Annotated in this window: 14 protein-coding genes; 2 read left to right on the forward strand and 12 right to left on the reverse strand. The window is 70.1% G+C overall.

Annotated features, from left to right (window positions below; all coding sequences use genetic code 11):
* A partial coding sequence (locus tag ACWDD7_RS24475; protein ID WP_450458916.1) for a hypothetical protein occupies positions 1–292 on the forward strand: 292 nt, incomplete at its 5' end.
* Between the two features lie 428 nt (positions 293–720).
* Here ACWDD7_RS24475 and ACWDD7_RS24480 read toward each other — a convergent pair.
* The 12 genes from ACWDD7_RS24480 to ACWDD7_RS24535 all read right to left on the reverse strand — a co-directional run bounded on the left by ACWDD7_RS24480 (position 721) and on the right by ACWDD7_RS24535 (position 16,942).
* Positions 721–1,347 (reverse strand): response regulator transcription factor, encoded by a 627-nt coding sequence (locus tag ACWDD7_RS24480; protein ID WP_450458918.1) that lies wholly within the window; start codon positions 1,345–1,347, stop codon positions 721–723.
* Positions 1,348–1,557: 210 nt separating this feature from the next.
* Positions 1,558–3,519, reverse strand: coding sequence for a TIGR03960 family B12-binding radical SAM protein (locus tag ACWDD7_RS24485; RefSeq protein WP_450458919.1), 1,962 nt, complete (start codon positions 3,517–3,519; stop codon positions 1,558–1,560).
* 70 nt (positions 3,520–3,589) lie between these two features.
* The gene (locus ACWDD7_RS24490; RefSeq protein ID WP_450458920.1) at positions 3,590–5,086 is read right to left on the reverse strand and encodes a CYTH and CHAD domain-containing protein; all 1,497 of its coding nucleotides are present in this window, start codon (positions 5,084–5,086) and stop codon (positions 3,590–3,592) included.
* Between the two features lie 118 nt (positions 5,087–5,204).
* Entirely contained in the window at positions 5,205–6,401 is a 1,197-nt protein-coding gene (gene rodA, locus ACWDD7_RS24495) for a rod shape-determining protein RodA (RefSeq protein WP_351875668.1), read from the reverse strand.
* Positions 6,398–8,650: a penicillin-binding protein 2 gene (mrdA, locus tag ACWDD7_RS24500; protein WP_351875665.1), complete on the reverse strand. Its 2,253-nt coding sequence runs from the start codon at positions 8,648–8,650 to the stop codon at positions 6,398–6,400. The genes rodA and mrdA overlap by 4 nt, the downstream gene beginning before the upstream one ends.
* 166 nt (positions 8,651–8,816) lie before the next feature.
* Entirely contained in the window at positions 8,817–9,494 is a 678-nt protein-coding gene (gene mreD, locus ACWDD7_RS24505) for a rod shape-determining protein MreD (RefSeq protein WP_351875662.1), read from the reverse strand.
* A gap of 19 nt (positions 9,495–9,513) precedes the next feature.
* Entirely contained in the window at positions 9,514–10,476 is a 963-nt protein-coding gene (gene mreC / locus ACWDD7_RS24510) for a rod shape-determining protein MreC (RefSeq protein WP_351875659.1), read from the reverse strand.
* 170 nt (positions 10,477–10,646) lie between these two features.
* The gene (locus ACWDD7_RS24515) at positions 10,647–11,666 is read right to left on the reverse strand and encodes a rod shape-determining protein (RefSeq protein ID WP_351875685.1); all 1,020 of its coding nucleotides are present in this window, start codon (positions 11,664–11,666) and stop codon (positions 10,647–10,649) included.
* 207 nt (positions 11,667–11,873) lie between these two features.
* The gene (gene ndk / locus ACWDD7_RS24520) at positions 11,874–12,287 is read right to left on the reverse strand and encodes a nucleoside-diphosphate kinase (protein ID WP_285561112.1); all 414 of its coding nucleotides are present in this window, start codon (positions 12,285–12,287) and stop codon (positions 11,874–11,876) included.
* Between the two features lie 66 nt (positions 12,288–12,353).
* Positions 12,354–12,710 (reverse strand): DUF4233 domain-containing protein, encoded by a 357-nt coding sequence (locus tag ACWDD7_RS24525; protein WP_351875656.1) that lies wholly within the window; start codon positions 12,708–12,710, stop codon positions 12,354–12,356.
* A gap of 10 nt (positions 12,711–12,720) precedes the next feature.
* Positions 12,721–14,235: a bifunctional tetrahydrofolate synthase/dihydrofolate synthase gene (gene folC, locus ACWDD7_RS24530; RefSeq protein WP_450458923.1), complete on the reverse strand. Its 1,515-nt coding sequence runs from the start codon at positions 14,233–14,235 to the stop codon at positions 12,721–12,723.
* 82 nt (positions 14,236–14,317) lie between these two features.
* Positions 14,318–16,942 (reverse strand): valine--tRNA ligase, encoded by a 2,625-nt coding sequence (locus ACWDD7_RS24535; RefSeq protein ID WP_351875650.1) that lies wholly within the window; start codon positions 16,940–16,942, stop codon positions 14,318–14,320.
* A gap of 137 nt (positions 16,943–17,079) precedes the next feature.
* Here ACWDD7_RS24535 and ACWDD7_RS24540 point away from each other — a divergent pair, with 137 nt between their 5' ends.
* Positions 17,080–18,105, forward strand: a complete 1,026-nt coding sequence (locus ACWDD7_RS24540; RefSeq protein ID WP_450458924.1) for a hypothetical protein — start codon at positions 17,080–17,082, stop codon at positions 18,103–18,105.
* Positions 18,106–18,163 lie beyond the last annotated feature (58 nt).

Here is an 18,163-nt window from a genome sequence, read left to right on the forward strand (position 1 = left end):
CGTGGTCGGCGGCGCGGTCGGCGTGGCCGGCGCTTCCGTGGTCGGCGGCGCGGTCGGCGTGGCCGGCGCTTCCGTGGTCGGCGGCGCGGTCGGCGTGGCCGGCGCTTCCGTGGTCGGCGGCGCGGTCGGCGTGGTGGGCGTGGTGGGCGTCGTCGGCGCGGTGGGCGTCGTCGGCGTGGTGGGCGTGGTGGGCGTCGTCGGCGCGGTGGGCGTCGTCGGCGTGGTGGGCGTCGTCGGCGTCGTCGGCGCGGTGGGCGTCGTCGGCGTCGTCGGCGTGGTGGGGCCCGGATGAATCGGCGGCACCGGCGGCAGGCTGTTCACCACGATGATGGTCGTGCCCTGGGGAGGCGAGGTGACCACGACGTAGACGACGCGGTCTTTCACCCGTCGAACACAGTGCCACCTGTGCCGCTCGTTGCGGACCTTGTAGCAGACCAGCTTGTCGGGCAGAGCCGGTGCGACGTGCGAGGTCCGCGGTGACGCGCCGACGTCGCTCGCGGAGATCCCCCAGGCCCCCAAGGCCAGGCAGGACGAGGCTGTCACCGCGACACCGATGTTCCGGAAGAGCCGCTTGGCCATGCTGCTCACCCCAATCTCGGACCAATCTGGACTGCGCCCGTCAAGGGCGCCGGCAGGGCGACATCCCCCGCCGCACACCCAAGCGTCAGTCCGCGCCCAGCGGAGAACCAGGGGCAAAAACAACCGGCCGGCTGGGCAGAACTACCCCTCTTCCGCCAGCTCTCCGACCGCTCCCTGCTGCAATGCCAGCCGCGTGAGGTCAGCCCTGCGACGGAAACCCGTCTTGCTTCCGAGCCGGTCGAGATGGGAATGGACCGTGTGCTCGCTGATATTCAGCTTGGAGGCGATCTCGCGGTCGGTGGCACCGCTCGCGACGAGTTCCAGAATCTGCCTCTCCCGATCCGTGATGCGGAGATTCCGCCCGTGCGGATTCCCGCCGTCGAAAACGGTGGAGAAATAACTGCGACCGGACGCGACGGCACGGATCGCCGTCAACAACTCCGCCTCCCCGATGTGTTGGCTGAGACAGCCGCGAGCACCTGCCTCGATGAAGAGGAGGAGATCGGTCTCCGCCGCGGAAGGCGTCAGCACGACGACCTTGTGCCCCCGCTCATGAAACTTCGTGACCAGCTTGCACGTGTCCCTGACAGACGCCTGTGTATGGAGCAGGACGACGTCTGCGCCCCCCGCCTCGGAACGCTGCGGATCCGAGTGGCCGGCGGAGGACACCTTCTCCAGGTCTGGCGCACTGTCGAGCACGTGTGAAAGGCCGTGCCGAAGAATCGGACCGTCGGAAATGATCGCTACATACGTCGGTTGTGCGCTCATCAAGGTTCCCGTGGATAGGGGCACTGACCATGCGGGGACCGCGGGCCTGGCGACTCGACCGCGTCACCCCAAGAGTCGCCGCTGTGCGGCTCACCGGCATGTTGCCCTAGCCCATCCGGGACATGGAGAAGCCCATGGCCGCCGACGCGGCCACCGCCTCCTCCTCGCCCCCCGCCGGCGCCTCACCCACCGATCGAGCGCCTCGTCACCTCAGTGCGCGTGACCACTCGAAGCCGGCGCCGGCCCCGCGTTCTTGACCGTCAGCGGCAGCAACTTCTTGCCGGTCGGGCCGATTTGGATGTGCGTGTCCATCTGCGGGCAGACGCCGCAGTCGAAGCAGGGGGTCCAGCGGCAGTCCTCGACCTCGGTCTCGTCGAGGGCGTCCTGCCAGTCCTCCCAGAGCCAGTCCTTGTCGAGCCCGGAGTCGAGGTGGTCCCAGGGGAGGACCTCCTCGTAGGTGCGCTCGCGGGTGGTGTACCAGTCGACGTCGACGCCGTGGCCGGCGAGGGCCTTGTCGGCGCAGGCCATCCAGCGGTCGTAGGAGAAGTGCTCGCGCCAGCCGTCGAAGCGGCCGCCGTCCTCGTAGACGGCGCGGATGACGTCGCCCACGCGGCGGTCGCCGCGGGAGAGCAGGCCCTCCACGATGCCGGGCTTGCCGTCGTGGTAGCGGAAGCCGATGGAGCGGCCGTACTTCTTGTCGCCGCGGATCTTGTCGCGCAGCTTCTCCAGGCGCGCGTCCGTCTCCTCCGCCGACAGCTGCGGGGCCCACTGGAAGGGGGTGTGGGGCTTGGGGACGAAGCCGCCGATCGACACCGTGCAGCGGATGTCGTTCGAGCGGGAGACCTCGCGGCCCTTCTGGATGACGTGGGTCGCCATGTCGGCGATCTGAAGGACGTCCTCGTCGGTCTCCGTGGGCAGGCCGCACATGAAGTACAGCTTCACCTGGCGCCAGCCGTTGCCGTAGGCCGTGGCGACCGTACGGATCAGGTCCTCCTCCGAGACCATCTTGTTGATGACCTTGCGCATGCGCTCGGAGCCGCCCTCGGGGGCGAAGGTCAGGCCGGAGCGGCGGCCGTTGCGGGTCAGCTCGTTGGCCAGGTCGACGTTGAAGGCGTCGACACGGGTGGAGGGCAGCGAGAGGCCGATCTTGTCGTCCGTGTAGCGGTCCGCCAGGCCCTTGGCGATGTCGCCGATCTCCGAGTGGTCCGCCGAGGACAGGGACAGCAGGCCGACCTCTTCGAAGCCGGTGGCCTTCAGGCCCTTGTCGACCATGTCGCCGATGCCCGTGATCGAGCGCTCGCGCACCGGGCGGGTGATCATGCCCGCCTGGCAGAAGCGGCAGCCGCGGGTGCAGCCGCGGAAGATCTCCACCGACATGCGCTCGTGGACCGTCTCGGCCAGCGGGACGAGGGGCTGCTTGGGGTACGGCCACTCGTCCAGGTCCATGACGGTGTGCTTGGAGACCCGCCACGGCACACCCGACCTGTTCGGGACGACGCGGCCGATACGGCCGTCGGGCAGGTACTCGACGTCGTAGAACGCCGGGACGTACACCGAGCCCGTCCTCGCCAGCCGGAAGAGGACCTCCTCGCGGCCGCCCGGGCGGCCCTCGGCCTTCCACTCCCGGATGATCCGGGTCATGTCGAGGACGGCCTGCTCGCCGTCGCCGATGATCGCCGCGTCGATGAAGTCGGCGATCGGCTCCGGGTTGAAGGCGGCGTGGCCGCCGGCCAGGACGATCGGGTCGTCGTCGGTGCGGTCCCGGGACTCCAGCGGGATGCCGGCCAGGTCCAGCGCGGTGAGCATGTTCGTGTAGCCCAGCTCCGTGGAGAAGCTGAGGCCGAACACGTCGAAGGCCTTCACCGGGCGGTGGCTGTCGACCGTGAACTGCGGGACGCGGTGCTCACGCATCAGCGCCTCCAGGTCCGGCCACACGCTGTAGGTGCGCTCGGCGAGGACGCCGTTCTGCTCGTTGAGCACCTCGTAGAGGATCATGACGCCCTGGTTGGGCAGACCGACCTCGTAAGCGTCCGGGTACATGAGCGCCCAGCGGACGTCGCACTCGTCCCAGTCCTTGACGGTGGAGTTGAGTTCTCCGCCTACGTACTGGATGGGCTTCTGCACGTGCGGGAGCAGAGCTTCGAGCTGCGGGAAAACCGACTCGACAGGCATCTCGCGAACCTTCATGAGCTGACAGGGGTGACCATCCAGCCTAACCTGCCCGCGGGCCGCTTCCGAACGGTCAGCCGAGCGAGCGGCTCCGGGCCTTCCGCCACCGCTCGGGCAGCTCGGCCTCCGCGGCCGCCGCCCGTGCCTCCTCCCTGGCGTACAGCACCCCGTACGGGAACGCGCTCTCCCCCGCCGCGTGGGCCACCGCGGCCAGCTCGCGCAGGGTGCGGCGGGCCATGACGCTGTCCTGGTGGTCGCCGAGGAGGGTGGTGAGGGACTTCATGGCGGCGGTGAGGTCGCGGGCGGGGGTGCCGAGGGCGGAAGTGGCGGCCTCGGCGGCGTAACGGGTGCGCTTGGCCTTCTTGCGGGCCTCGTGCAGGGCGAGGTCGCGGTCTTCGCCGGGTGGGAGGCCCAGGGCCCGCTCGATCAGGGTGGTGAGCCGCGCCAGGTCCTTCTCCACGGCCTTGCCGAGCACCTTCTTCGGGTTCCGCGCCGCCGCCTTGCGCAGCGGCGGGTCGGCGAGCAGGGCGTCCAGGGTGTTCAGGAGGGCGAGGTGGCGGGAGGAGTCGAGGACGCCGGTGAGGTGGGCGTGGGCGCCGGCGCCCCGGGCGGCAGCCCAGGACGCGAGGCGCTCGTGGGCCGGGCCGGTGCCCAGGTCGGGCGGCAGGGCGTCGAGGGCCGTGGTCAGGCGTTCGGCCAGCACCTCCTGGTCGCGGTCGATGCCCAGCTCGCCCGCCAGCCACTTCAGCTCGACGGCGATCGGGTCGGTGACGGCGCGGTCGAGGACGCTGCGGAAGGTGCGCAGGGCGCCGCGGGCGCGGCGGGTGGCGACCCGCATCCGGTGCACGGCGTCGGGGGTGTCGAGGCGGACGGCGGGGTCGAGGGCGACCAGGGCGTCCCGCTGGGCGCGGAGGTAGGCGAGCACGTGGTCGCCCGCGGTGACGGGCTTCGCCGGCTCGACGGGTTTGCGGTGGAATCCGGTGCGTTCCAGGGCGCGGGCCAGTTTGGAGGGCGAGGCGGACGGTCGTACGCCGGCCCTGGCCAGCCGCTTCTCCACCTGGTCGAGGAAGGCCGGGTCTCCCCCGTCGGCCAGTTCCACCTCGATCTCGGTCCACTGGACGGTGCCGCCCTCGCCGGTGAGCCGCTCGGCGGTCACGGCGTCCACGCTCGCCTCGGCCAGCAGGGCGCCGTGCTCGTCCACCAGATGGCGCACGTCCCGGGCGGAGCGCAGCCGCACCAGCGGGACCAGCTGGGCCTCCCGGACGCGGGAGCGGACCAGCGCGGCGAGTTCCTCGGGGAGGGTGTCGGACAGGGGGGCCCGGATCTCGTCGCGGACACCGGGGGCGACCGGGAGCTTGAGGTGCCAGCCGGCGTCGGAGCCTCCGGTGCGGCGGCGCAGGGTGAGGGAGGCGGCGGCGAGGCGTTGGTCGGCGGTGTCGTAATAGGTGGCGTCCAGCTCGACCAGGCCCTTGTCGAGTACGGCCGCCACCCCTCCGACGCCGGTCAGGTCGGGCAGCCCGCTGTCCTCGGATTCGTACTTGCGCTCGATCTCGCGTTTCGTCTCCGCCATGAGGTGAATCTAGTGCGCGGCGGGCCGGGACGGCAGAGGGCGCCCGAGGTGCTGGGCGGGAAAAGTCCCGCCCAGCACCCGGTGGACCGACCGGACGCCCCGGGCCCGGGGGACGGGCTTACGCCGACATCGGCCGCTGCACCTTGATCGACTGGAGCAGTCCCACGGCCACCCAGACCGCGAACATCGATGATCCGCCGTACGACACGAAGGGCAGCGGCAGACCGGTGACCGGCATGATGCCGAGGGTCATGCCGATGTTCTCGAACGCCTGGAAGGCGAACCAGGTCACGATGCCCGCGGCGACGATGGTGCCGTACAGCTCGGTGGAGTCACGGGCGATCCGGCAGGCCCGCCACAGGATGACGCCGATCAGGAAGATGATGAAACCGGCGCCCAGGAAGCCCAGTTCCTCGCCCGCGACCGTGAAGACGAAGTCGGTCTGCTGCTCGGGCACGAACTGGCCGGTGGTCTGCGAGCCGTGGAAGAGCCCGGCGCCGGTCAGGCCGCCGGAGCCGATGGCGATGCGGGCCTGGTTGGTGTTGTAGCCGACGCCGGCCGGGTCCAGGTCCGGGTTGGCGAAGGCCGCGAAGCGGTTGATCTGGTACTGGTCCAGGATGTGCAGCTGCCAGATGGCGACGCAGCCGATCACCCCGGCGGCGAGCAGCCCGAACACCCAGCGGTTGGAGGAGCCGGAGGCGAGCAGCACGCCCAGGATGATGGCCACCATGGCCAGCACCGAGCCGAGGTCCGGCATCAGCAGCAGGATCATGCAGGGCACGGCGGCGAGTCCGAGTGCCTGCGCCACGGTGCGGTGGTCCGGGTACGGCTTGTCGCCCGCGTCCACCCGCGCGGACAGCAGCATCGCCATGCCGAGGATGATCGCGACCTTGAGGAACTCGGCGGGCTGGATGGAGAAGCCGCCGATCACGATCCAGTTCCGCTGGCCGTTGATGGTGGCGCCGAGCGGGGTGAGGACCACCAGGGCGAGCAGGACGGAGGCGCCGTAGAGGATCGGCACCGCGTTGCGCAGGGCGCGGTGGCCCAGCCAGAGGGTGCCGATCATCAGGGCGAACCCGATGCCCAGGTTCATCAGGTGTCGTTCCAGGAAGAAGTAGGGGTCTCCCTGGTTGATCTCGGTGCGGTTGCGGGTCGCCGAGAAGACCAGCAGCGAGCCCATCAGCGACAGGGCGATCGCGGCCAGCAGTATCGGCCAGTCCAGGCGCCGGGTCAGCGAGTCGCGGGCGAAGAGCCTGGTCCAGCCGGCCCGCGCGGGTCCGTACCCGGAGACGGAGAAGCTGTTCGCGCCGGTCATGAGGGCATCCTCCGGCTTCCCCGCTTCCGGCGTGGCCGCCTTCGGGTGTTGCTGTTGCCGTTGGTGGTCGGGGCGGTGGTGGCGGGCTGCTGGTCGCCGCCGTTGCTCGGGTTGTCCTTCTGGGAGGCCTCGGTGTCCTTCGCCGGGTCGCCGGGGACCGGCTGCGCGACGATGGTGCCGTCCGTGCGGACCTTCGGCAGGGTCTGCTGCGGCTCGGGCAGCAGCGCCTTCTTGTTGTCGACGGAGCCGTCGCCCTGGACGCCGTAGAGCGCGCTGTAGATGTTGCGCACGGCCTCACCGGAGGCGCCGGAACCCGTACCGGCCTGGGCGATCGTCATGATCACCGTGTAGTCCTTGGAGTAGGTGGCCATCCAGGAGGTGGTCTGCTTGCCGTAGACCTCCGCCGTACCGGTCTTGCCGTGCAGCGGGATCTTGTCCTGGGGCCAGCCGCTGAACTTCCAGGCCGCCGTGCCGCGGGTGATGACGCCCGCGAAGGCGTCGTCCATGCCCTTGAGGGTGGCCTGGGTGACCGGCAGCCTGCGCTGCACCCTGGGCTTGATCTCCTGGACGGTCTTGCCGTCGGGGCTCACGATCGCCTTGCCGATGGTCGGGGCGTACTCGGTGCCGCCGTTGGCGACGGCGCCGTAGATCATCGCCTCCTGGATCGGCGTGACGAGGGTGTCGCCCTGGCCGATGGAGTAGTTGATCTCGTCACCCTCGCGCATCTTGTTGCCTTCGAGGCAGTTCTCGTAGGCGATCTTCTCGACGTAACTGCCGTCCTTCTTGCCGGTCTTGCACCAGGAGTCCTTGTTGGCCTTCCAGTAGTCCAGCTTCCACTGACGGTCGGGGACGCGGCCGCCCAGTTCGTTCGGCAGGTCGACGCCGGTCGGCTTGCCGAGGCCGAACTGGTGGGCGGTCTTGAAGAAGAAGTCCTTCGGCTGGCCCTTCTTGGGGTTGATGCCGCCGTCCTTCTTCCACTCCCGGTCGGCGAGTCCGTAGAAGACGGTGTCGCAGGAGACCTCCAGGGCGCGGCCCAGCGAGATGTCGCCGAAGTTCTCGCCCTCGAAGTTCTTGAAGACCTGGTTGCCCACCCGGTAGTCACTGGTGCACGGGTAGCCGCCGTCCCACGCGTAGCCCGCCTGGACCGCGGCGGCCGTGGAGACCACCTTGAAGGTCGAGCCGGGCGCGGCCTGACCCTGTATGGCCCGGTTGAGCAGCGGGTAGTCGGAGTTCTTGCCGGTGAGGGCCTGGTAGTCCTTGGCGGAGATGCCGCCCACCCACGCGTTCGGGTCGTAGGTGGGGGCGGAGGCCATGGCGACGATGCGGCCGGTCTTGGCCTCCATCACGACGACGGCGCCGGAGTCGGCCTTGTAGTTCTCGCCGGTGATGGTGTCGAACTGCTGGCGGGCGACCTTCATCGCCTTGTCCAGTTCGTACTCCGCGACGCGCTGGACGCGGGAGTCGATGCTGGTGACCAGGTTCGAACCGGGCTCGGCGGCGTCCGACTTGGCCTTGCCGATGACCCGGCCGAGGTTGTCCACCTCGTACCGTGTCACGCCGGCCTTGCCGCGCAGCTCCTTGTCGTACTGCCGCTCCAGGCCGGAGCGGCCGACCATGTCCGAGCGCAGGTAGGGGGAGCTGGTGTCCTTGGCCTTCTGGATCTCGTCGTCGGTGACCGGGGAGAGGTAGCCGAGGACCTGCGCGGTGTTGGACTTGCCGGGGCCCGGGTAGCGGCGCACGGCCTCGGGCTCGGCGGTGATGCCGGGGAAGTCCTCGGAGCGCTCGCGGATCTGCAGGGCCTGGCGGGGCGTGGCCTTGTCGGTGATCGGGATCGGCTGGTACGGCGATCCGTTCCAGCACGGCTGGGGGGTCTTGGCGTCGCAGAGGCGGACCTTCTGCATGACGTCCTCGGTGCTCATGCCGAGGACCCCGGCCAGCTTGGTCAGGACCGCCTTGCCGTCGTCCTTCTGCTTGAGCAGGTCGGTGCGGGAGGCGGAGACCACCAGTCGCGTCTCGTTGTCCGCGAGGGGCACGCCTCGGGCGTCCAGGATCTCGCCGCGCACGGCGGGCTGGACGACCTGCTGGACGTGGTTCCCGGAGGCCTCCCTCTGGTATTGGGCGCCCTCCCGGATCTGCAGGTACCACAGCCGGCCGCCGAGCGTGCCGAGCAGGGAGAGGACGAGGATCTGGATCACGACGAGCCGGATCTGGACCCGTGGGGTCCGGCCGGTCTCGGGAATGTTGGTCACTGCGGCTGCTCCCCCTCTCAGCGCACGGACGTCCGGACGCGCGGCGCGTGTGTGCGAACGGACCGCGCGCGTACGCATGATGAACGATCGGTCTGTGAGCCCGCGTTCCGCGGAAGCTGACCCGTTCGAGTGAATCGCCCCGGCATCCCCGGGGCCTGACGCGTGTTCACAGCCGCTTGACCCCCTTGATGCGGCCGACCCGGGCGGAGCGGGTGCGGGCCTTGGCCTTGAGCGCGCCGAGTCCGGTGCGCTGGCTGCCGATGCGCAGCCCGGTGCCGGAGGACAGCCAGCCCGAGGAGATGTCGGCCGCCTTGGCGCTGGTGGCGGTCTCGGCGAGCGGGTCGTTGTCGCACCGCCGGGCCAGCCACATCACCGCCGGGACCACGAACGGGGCCAGCAGCAGGTCGTACAGGGCGGCCGAGACCAGGAGGCCCGGCAGGCCGACATGGCGGGCGGCGGTGTCGCCGACCAGGGCGCCCACCCCGGCGTACAGCAGGGTGGAGCCGATCGCGGCGACGACGACCACGGCCATCGGGCCGGTCGCCGACCTCAGTCGGCCGTTGTCCGGCTTGATCAGCCCGGCGAAGTAACCCGTCACGCAGAGCACCAGCGCGTAGCGGCCGGCCGCGTGGTCGGCGGGTGGGGCCAGGTCGGCCAGCAGGCCGGCGGCGAACCCGACGAGGGCGCCGCCGACATGGCCGTACACCATGGCGAGGCCGAGCACGGTCAGGAGCAGCAGGTCGGGGACGGCGCCCGGCAGATGGAGGCGGGCGAGGACGCTGACCTGGATCACCAGGGCGACCACGACCAGCGGCACGGAGAGCAGGATCCGGTTGACACGCATGGGGAGGGGGCTCCTACGGCTACTGGTTGGTCGGCGACGGGTCGCTCTGCTGCTGGTCGCCCGCGTTCGCGTCCGCGGACGGGGTGACGGTGACGGTGACCGTGGGCGTCGGGACCGGCTTGGGCTTGGCCGGCAGGACCTCGTCGCGCGGGTCCTTCTGCGGCGCCTGGACGACCACGCCGACGATGTCGAGCTTGGTGAAGCTGACGTACGGGGTGACGTACAGGGTGCGCGTCAGGCCGCCGCCGGAGGGGTCCACGCGGGAGACCACGCCGACCGGGACGCCCGGCACGAACGGCTTGTCGGACTCCGAGCCGAAGGTGACCAGGCGGTCGCCCTTCTTCACCTCGGCCTTGCCGTTGAGGAGTTGGACGCGCAGCGGGCGGTCGCCCTGCCCGGAGGCGAAGCCGAGTTCGTCGCTGCCCTCCATGCGGGTGCCGACGGTGAAGTCCGGGTCGTTGGCGAGCAGCACGGTGGAGGTGTCGGGCCCCACCGTGGTGACCCGGCCGACCAGGCCGTCGGCGTTGAGGACGGTCATGTCCCGCTTGATGCCGTCGCTCGCGCCGACGTCGATGGTGACGGTCCAGGAGAAGCCCTGCGCCGACCCTATGGCGACGACCTGGGCGCCCTTGATGCCGTACTGCCCCTCGCCCGCGAGCTTCAGCATCCGGTCGAGCTGGTTCAGGCGGCTGCGGCTGCGGTCGTCGCTGCCGAGCTTCGCCTTGAGGGCCGCGTTCTCCTTCTCCAGCGTGGCGAGCCTGCTGTGCCGCTCGTCCGAGTCGCGGATCGCGGAGACGGCGTTGCCGACCGGGTCGACCGCCGAGGAGAGTCCGTCCTCCACCGGACCGAACACGGCGGCCGCGGCCTGCCGGGCGCCGTCGACCGGGGAGTTCCGGCCCCCTCGGATATCCACGGTGATCAACGCGAACGCGACGGCGATCAGCAGGACCAGGAGCAGCCGGCTCTCTTTGGTGTCCCTCACGTGCGGCGGCCGTGCCCTTCCTCAAGTAGGAATTCGTCGGGACCCCCGGGAAAAAGCGCGAAAGGTACGGCGCAAATCCAAGCGGCCCATTTGGGGGAGCTTATGCCTCTATATCAACGATCCGCCGCACGAGAGGAGAACGTCTCGTGCGGCGGAATCGAAGTGTTCCGTCATCGCCGCGGCTGGGCGTCCAGCACCTGCTGGAGCGCCTCGAACTCCTCGACGCACTTTCCGGATCCGAGGGCGACGCTGTCCAGCGGGTCCTCGGCGATGTGGATCGGCATGCCGGTCTCGCGGCGCAGCCGCTCGTCCAGGCCGCGCAGCAGGGCGCCGCCGCCGGTGAGCACGATGCCCCGGTCCATGATGTCGCCGGACAGCTCCGGCGGACACTTGTCGAGGGTCGTCTTGACCGCGTCCACGATCGCGTTGACCGGTTCCTCGATGGCCTTGCGGACCTCGGCGGCCGAGATGACGACGGTCTTGGGCAGCCCGGACACCAGGTCCCGGCCGCGGACTTCGGTGTGCTCGTCGGCGTCGAGTTCGTACGCCGAACCGATGGTGATCTTGATCTGCTCGGCGGTGCGCTCACCCAGGAGAAGGCTGTACTCCTTCTTGATGTACTGGATGATCGCGTTGTCCAGCTCGTCGCCCGCCACCCGGATGGACTGCGCGGTGACGATGCCGCCCAGCGAGATGACCGCGACCTCCGTGGTGCCGCCGCCGATGTCCACCACCATGTTGCCTGTGGCCTCGTGGACCGGCAGGCCGGAGCCGATGGCCGCGGCCATGGGCTCCTCGATGATGTGCACCTGGCGGGCGCCCGCCTGGGTGGAGGCCTCGATCACCGCGCGGCGCTCGACACCGGTGATGCCCGAGGGGACGCAGACGACGACGCGCGGGCGGGCGAGGTAGCGGCGCTTGTGGATCTTCAGGATGAAGTAGCGCAGCATCCGCTCGGTGATCTCGAAGTCGGCGATGACACCGTCCTTCAGCGGCCGGACCGCCACGATGTTCCCCGGCGTCCGGCCGATCATCTTCTTCGCTTCGGAGCCGACCGCCAGGATGCCACCGGTGTTCGTGTTGATCGCGACGACGGACGGCTCGTTGAGTACGATTCCGCGACCCCTGACGTACACCAGCGTGTTGGCGGTCCCGAGGTCGACAGCCATGTCACGGCCGATGAACGACATTGAGTTCCCCATCCGGATTCATCTGGCCTTCCTGAGCTTTTGAGGGCATGTCAGGCAGGCGAGGCGGGTGCTGTGACGTGAAGGCTTCCATCGTAAACGCGCCTGCACGGACACTGCGCGAGGGTCTCCGCCATTGTCACCAGATGGCGGGCCGCCCCGCTTGTGGAGACGGGCGTTCGGGGGCGCTCGTTCCCTCTATCGCCGGTATTACGCGCGGCCCGGGAAAAAGATCTTCACCTCGCGCTCGGCGGACTCCTCGGAGTCGGAGGCGTGGATGAGGTTCTCGCGGACGATCACGCCGAAGTCGCCGCGGATGGAACCCGGCTGGGCGGCGATCGGGTCGGTCGGGCCGGCGAGCTGGCGCACACCCTCGATGACCCGCTCGCCCTCGACGATCAGGGCGACGACGGGGCCGGAGGACATGAACGCGACCAGCGGCTCGTAGAAGGGCTTGCCCTTGTGCTCGCCGTAGTGCTGCTCCAGGGTCTCCTGGTCCAGGGTGCGCAGCTCCAGCGCGGTGATCTGCCAGCCGGCCTTGCGCTCGATACGGCTGATGATCTCGCCGGTCAGGCCGCGACGGACGGCGTCGGGCTTGAGCAGGACGAGGGTGCGCTGGCTCACGGGGGGACTCCTTACGCGTGGGACGTGTGCGGTGGGACGAGGTTACAGGGCGTGTCCGTGCGCCCGTTACACAGCGTCAGCCGAGGACTCGGCCCGGGCGGCGGCGAACCGGGCCTTGGCCTCGTCCACCTTCCGGCCGAAGTGCACCGACGCCCACCACAGGCCCGCGAACACCGCGCCCATGAAGTACATGGTCGGCACGAAGACGCCGGAGGCGATCAGGGCGAGCTGGAGGGCCCAGCCGAGGGCGATGCCGCCGGGGCGGGTCACCATGCCGCACAGCAGCACGCACAGGACCATGGCGATGCCGCTGACCAGCCAGACGGTGGAGACCGACAGGCTCGGGTCCTTCATGGCGACCAGGCCGGCGAAGCCGATGACGAAGAACTCGCCGATCAGCGTGGATGAACAGAGCGTACGCACGTCGGACTCCTCAGCCCTTGCCCAGCAGCAGCCGGGCCTCGCCGACCGTGATGACGGAACCGGTGACCAGCACCCCGCCGCCCGCGAACTCGCCCTCCTCCTCGGCCAGCGTGATCGCGGCCTCCAGGGCGTCCGGCAGCCGCGGCTCGACCTGGACCCGCTCGTCGCCGAAGACCTCGACGGCGATGGCGGCCAGTTCGTCCGCGTCCATGGCACGGTGACTGGAGTTCTGGGTGACGACGACCTCGGCGAAGATCGGCTCGAAGGCCTCCAGCAGGCCCCGCACGTTCTTGTCCGCGCTCGCGCCGACGACGCCGATCAGCCGGGTGAAGTCGAATGCCTCGCGCACCGCCTCCGCGGTGACCTCGGCGCCGGCCGGGTTGTGCGCGGCGTCCAGGACGACGGTGGGAGACCGCCGTACGACCTCCAGGCGGCCCGGGGAGGTGACGGCGGCGAAGGCCTTGCGGACGGTGTCGATGTCCAGCGGTTCGGCGCGCTGGGCGCCGACGCCGAAGAACGCCTCCACGGCGGCGAGCGCCACGGCCGCGTTGTGCGCCTGGTGGGCGCCGTGCAGCGGGAGGTAGACCTCGGGGTACTCGCCGCCGAGACCGCGCAGGGTCATGAGCTGTCCGCCGACGGCGACCTGGCGGGCGACGACGCCGAACTCCAGGCCCTCGCGGGCCACCGTGGCGTTGACCTCCACGGCCTTCTTCAGCAGCACCTGGGCCGCGTCGACGGGCTGCTGGGCCAGGATGACGGTGGCGTCCTGCTTGATGACGCCCGCCTTCTCGCCGGCGATCTCCGCGGTGGTCTCGCCGAGGCGGTCGGTGTGGTCCAGGCCGATCGGGGTCACGACAGCGACGTCGGCGTCGATCACATTGGTGGCGTCCCAGGAGCCGCCCATGCCGACCTCGACGACGGCCACGTCGACGGGGGCGTCCGCGAAGGCGGCGTACGCCATGCCGGTGAGGACCTCGAAGAAGGACAGCCGGTACTCCTGGGCGGCGTCCACCATCTCGATGTACGGCTTGATGTCCTGGTACGTCTCGATGAACCGCTCGGCGGAGACCGGGGCGCCGTCCAGGCTGATGCGCTCGGTGATCGACTGCACGTGGGGGCTGGTGTAGCGGCCGGTGCGCAGGTCGAAGGCACCGAGCAGGGACTCGATCATGCGGGCCGTGGAGGTCTTGCCGTTGGTGCCCGTGATGTGGATCGAGGGGTAGGAGCGCTGGGGGTCCCCGAGGACGTCCATCAGCGCGGCGATCCTGCTGACCGAGGGCTCCAGCTTGGTCTCGCCCCAGCGGGTCGCCAGCTCCGCCTCGACCTCGCGCAGCGCCTTGTCGACTTCCGGGTCCTCGGGACGCGCGGGCACGTCGGCCTGCGGCTGCCCGCCCTGGGTCCGCAGGGTACGGCTGCCGGCCTCGATCACGGCGAGGTCGGGGTCGCGGGTGGTCTCGGCCTCGATGATCTCCTCGAAGGAGTCGAGGGGGTCGGGCTGGTCGTTCTCGTGCGGGAGGTCGCTCACGGGCCCAGTCTACGGAGGGTCGGTGACATGGGTGCGCGAAGGCCCCGGTGCCTCGTCGGTACCGGGGCCTTCGGTGTCCTGGCTACGCCTGGGGCAGCTTCTCCAGCTGGGCCTGGATGCGTGCGATGTCCTCGTCCGCCTTGGCGAGGCGGGTGCGGATCTTGTCGACCACGTTCTCCGGGGCCTTCGCGAGGAAGGCCTCGTTGCCGAGCTTCGCCGTGGCCTGGGACTTCTCCTTCTCCGCGGCCGCGAGGTCCTTCGCCAGGCGCTTGCGCTCGGCGGCGACGTCGATCGTGCCGGAGAGGTCCAGCGCGACCTCGGCCCCGGCGATCGGCAGGGTGGCCGTGGCCGTGAAGGAGTCGCCCTCGGGCTGGAGGCGCAGCAGCTGGCGGATGGCCGCCTCGTGCGGCGCCAGCGCCGTACCGTCCAGCGCCAGCCGCGCCGGCACCCGCTGACCGGGCTGGAGGCCCTGGTCGGCACGGAAGCGGCGGACCTCGGTGATGACGGACTGGAGCGCGGAGATCTCCTGCTCGGCGGCCGCGTCACGGAAGCCGCTGTCGGCCGGCCACTCGGCGATGACGATCGACTCGCCGCCCGTCAGCGTCGTCCACAGCGTCTCCGTGACGAACGGGACCACCGGGTGCAGCAGCCTCAGGGTGACGTCCAGGACCTCGCCGAGGACCCGCTTCGACGCCTCCGCCGGCTCGCCGCCCGCCTGGAAGACGGTCTTGGACAGCTCGACGTACCAGTCGAAGACCTCGTCCCACGCGAAGTGGAAGAGGGCGTCGGACAGCTTGGCGAACTGGAAGTCCTCGTAGTACGCGTCGACTTCGGCCACGACCGAGTTGAGGCGGGAGAGGATCCAGCGGTCCGTCGCCGACAGCTTCGACGCGTCCGGCAGCGGGCCCTCGACCGTCGCGCCGTTCATCAGCGCGAAGCGCGTCGCGTTCCAGATCTTGTTGGCGAAGTTGCGGGAGCCCTGGACCCAGTCCTCGCCGATCGGCACGTCGACGCCCGGGTTGGCGCCGCGGGCCAGCGTGAAGCGCAGGGCGTCCGAGCCGTACTTGTCCATCCAGTCCAGCGGGTTGACCGCGTTGCCGAAGGACTTCGACATCTTCTTGCCGAACTGGTCGCGGACCATGCCGTGCAGGGCGATGGTGTGGAACGGCGGGGTGCCGTCCATCGCGTACAGGCCGAACATCATCATCCGGGCGACCCAGAAGAAGAGGATGTCGTAGCCGGTGACCAGCACGGAGTTCGGGTAGAACTTCGCGAGCGACTCGGTCTGCTCCGGCCAGCCCAGCGTGGAGAAGGGCCACAGGCCGGAGGAGAACCAGGTGTCGAGGACGTCGGTGTCCTGGTGCCAGCCCTCGCCGGTGGGCGGCTCCTCGCCGGGGCCGACGCAGACGACTTCGCCCTCGGGGCCGTACCACACCGGGATCCGGTGGCCCCACCACAACTGCCGCGAGATGCACCAGTCGTGGAGGTTGTCGACCCAGTCGAAGTACCGCTTCTCCATCTCCTGCGGGTGGATCTTGACCTTGCCCTCGCGGACCGCGTCGCCCGCGGCCTTGGCGAGCGGGCCGACCTTGACCCACCACTGCATGGACAGGCGCGGCTCGATGGTGGTCTTGCAGCGCGAGCAGTGGCCGACCGAGTGGACGTACGGCCGCTTCTCGGCGACGATCCGGCCCTCGGCGCGCAGGGCCGCGACGATCGCCGAGCGGGCCTCCAGGCGGTCCATGCCCTGGAAGGGGCCGTGGACGGTGATGACGGCGTGCTCGTCCATCACGGAGATGGAGGGCAGGTCGTGGCGCTGGCCGATCTCGAAGTCGTTCGGGTCGTGCGCCGGGGTCACCTTGACGGCGCCGGTGCCGAACTCGGGGTCGACGTGGGCGTCGGCGACGACCGGGATGGAGCGGTCGGTCAGCGGCAGCCTGATGAGCTTGCCGACCAGGTGCTTGTAGCGCTCGTCCTCGGGGTGGACGGCGACGGCCGTGTCACCGAGCATCGTCTCGGCACGGGTGGTGGCGACGACGATGCTGTCGTCCCCCTCGCCGTACTTCATGGAGACCAGCTCGCCGTCGTCGTCCTGGTACTCCACCTCGATGTCCGAGATGGCGGTCAGGCAGCGGGGGCACCAGTTGATGATGCGCTCGGCGCGGTAGATCAGCTCGTCGTCGTACAGGCGCTTGAAGATGGTCTGGACGGCCTGGGAGAGGCCCTCGTCCATGGTGAAGCGCTCGCGGGACCAGGCGACGCCGTCGCCGAGGCGGCGCATCTGGCCGGAGATCTGGCCGCCGGACTCGGCCTTCCACTGCCAGACGCGCTCCACGAAGGCCTCGCGGCCCAGGTCGTGGCGGGACTTGCCCTCCTTGCCCAGCTCCCGCTCGACGACGTTCTGGGTGGCGATGCCGGCGTGGTCCATGCCGGGCTGCCACAGGGTCTCGTAGCCCTGCATGCGCTTGCGGCGGGTCAGGGCGTCGATGAGGGTGTGCTCGAAGGCGTGGCCCAGGTGGAGGGAGCCGGTGACGTTGGGCGGCGGGATGACGACGGTGTACGGCGGCTTGTCGCTCTTCGCGTCCGCCTCGAAGTAGCCCCGTTCCACCCAGCGCTCGTACAGCGGCCCCTCTACGTCGGCCGGCGCGTACTGGGTCGGCAGTTCGGTGTCGGGCGCGGGTGGCTGCTGCTGAGCGTTCTCGGTCACGGGGGTCAGTTTAGAGGGGTCACGGGCCGGTCCCGAAACGCGTTTGTTCTGTAACGGTGCGGCCCCCGGTGCGCTGCGTTTCCCGGCCCTGGTTCAGGATGTCAGGAACACATAAGCGTTCTAGGGGGATCCCAGAGATGAGCAACAACCAGCCGGGCCCGTACGGACAGCCACCCCAGCAGCCGGGTCCCTACGGTCAGCCGGGGCAGCCCGGTCCGTACGGGCAGCCGCAGCAGCCGGGTCCGTACGGCCAGCAGCCGCAGGCCGGCCCTTACGGGCAGCCGCCGCAGGCCCCGCAGCAGCCCGGCTACGGCTACCCCCAGCAGGCTCCGCCGCAGCAGCCGGGGTACGGCTACCCACAGCAGGGCATGCCCCCGCAGCAGAGCCCGTACGGCCAGCAGCCCTACGGCCAGCAGCAGCCGTACGGCGCCGTGCCCGGCATGCCGCAGCCGCCCCAGCCGGGCGGCGGCAAGAAGAGGACGGGCCTGGTCATAGGCGCGGTCGCGGTCGTGGCGGTGGTGGCGGTCGGCGCGTACTTCCTGTTCAACGGGGGCAGCGGAAGCGTCAGCGTCGCGGACGACGGCGCGCACAAGCTGATCACTCCCAACTCGGTGATCAACGGGACGTACACCAAGCAGGACGGCTCGGACGGGTCCTCGAACGGGCTCAGCGACTCCGACAAGTCGGACTTCCAGAAGTGGGGCGTGCAGAACCCCACGGAGGTCAGCTCCAGCTACGAGACCGGCACCGGGCTGACCAAGAAGGGCCTGTCCTTCAGCGGCGTGTACGGCACCATCGACGACCCCGAGGCGGTGGTGGACGCCATGTTCGCCAAGATCAAGACGGAGGCGTCGAAGGACCAGAGCGACTCGGGCACCAAGGGCAAACTGATAGGCAGCCCGGAGGCCGTCCACCCGGCCGGATTCTCCAACGGCGTCATGAAGTGCCAGGTGGCACAGATCGACAGCACCAGCTCCTCGTCCTCGGCCTCCGGCATGCCGAAGAGCATCAAGATGCCGGTGTGCATCTGGGGCGACCACAGCACCGTCGCCTTCGTCTCGGACTACAGCGTGGCCTCCCTCGCCTCCGGCCAGGCCGGCTCGCTGGACGAGACGGCGGAGCTTGCGGCGAAGCTGCGCAACGACGTGCGCGTCAAGGTCTGAGGCTCCGAGAACGGGTGGTTCCTGAACGAAGGCGGCTCACGTGGATGAGCCGCCTTCG

It is taken from the genome of Streptomyces sp. NPDC001056, assembly GCF_053598955.1.

Excerpts from the sequence above, each read along its gene's own strand:
- ACWDD7_RS24480 (WP_450458918.1), bottom strand. The coding sequence starts at position 1,347 with ATGAGCGCACAACCGACGTATGTAGCGATCATTTCCGACGGTCCGATT.
- ACWDD7_RS24485 (WP_450458919.1), bottom strand. The coding sequence starts at position 3,519 with ATGCCTGTCGAGTCGGTTTTCCCGCAGCTCGAAGCTCTGCTCCCGCAC.
- ACWDD7_RS24490 (WP_450458920.1), bottom strand. The coding sequence starts at position 5,086 with ATGGCGGAGACGAAACGCGAGATCGAGCGCAAGTACGAATCCGAGGAC.
- rodA (WP_351875668.1), bottom strand. The coding sequence starts at position 6,401 with ATGACCGGCGCGAACAGCTTCTCCGTCTCCGGGTACGGACCCGCGCGG.
- mreD (WP_351875662.1), bottom strand. The coding sequence starts at position 9,494 with ATGCGTGTCAACCGGATCCTGCTCTCCGTGCCGCTGGTCGTGGTCGCC.
- ACWDD7_RS24515 (WP_351875685.1), bottom strand. The coding sequence starts at position 11,666 with ATGTCGTTCATCGGCCGTGACATGGCTGTCGACCTCGGGACCGCCAAC.
- ACWDD7_RS24540 (WP_450458924.1), top strand. The coding sequence starts at position 17,080 with ATGAGCAACAACCAGCCGGGCCCGTACGGACAGCCACCCCAGCAGCCG.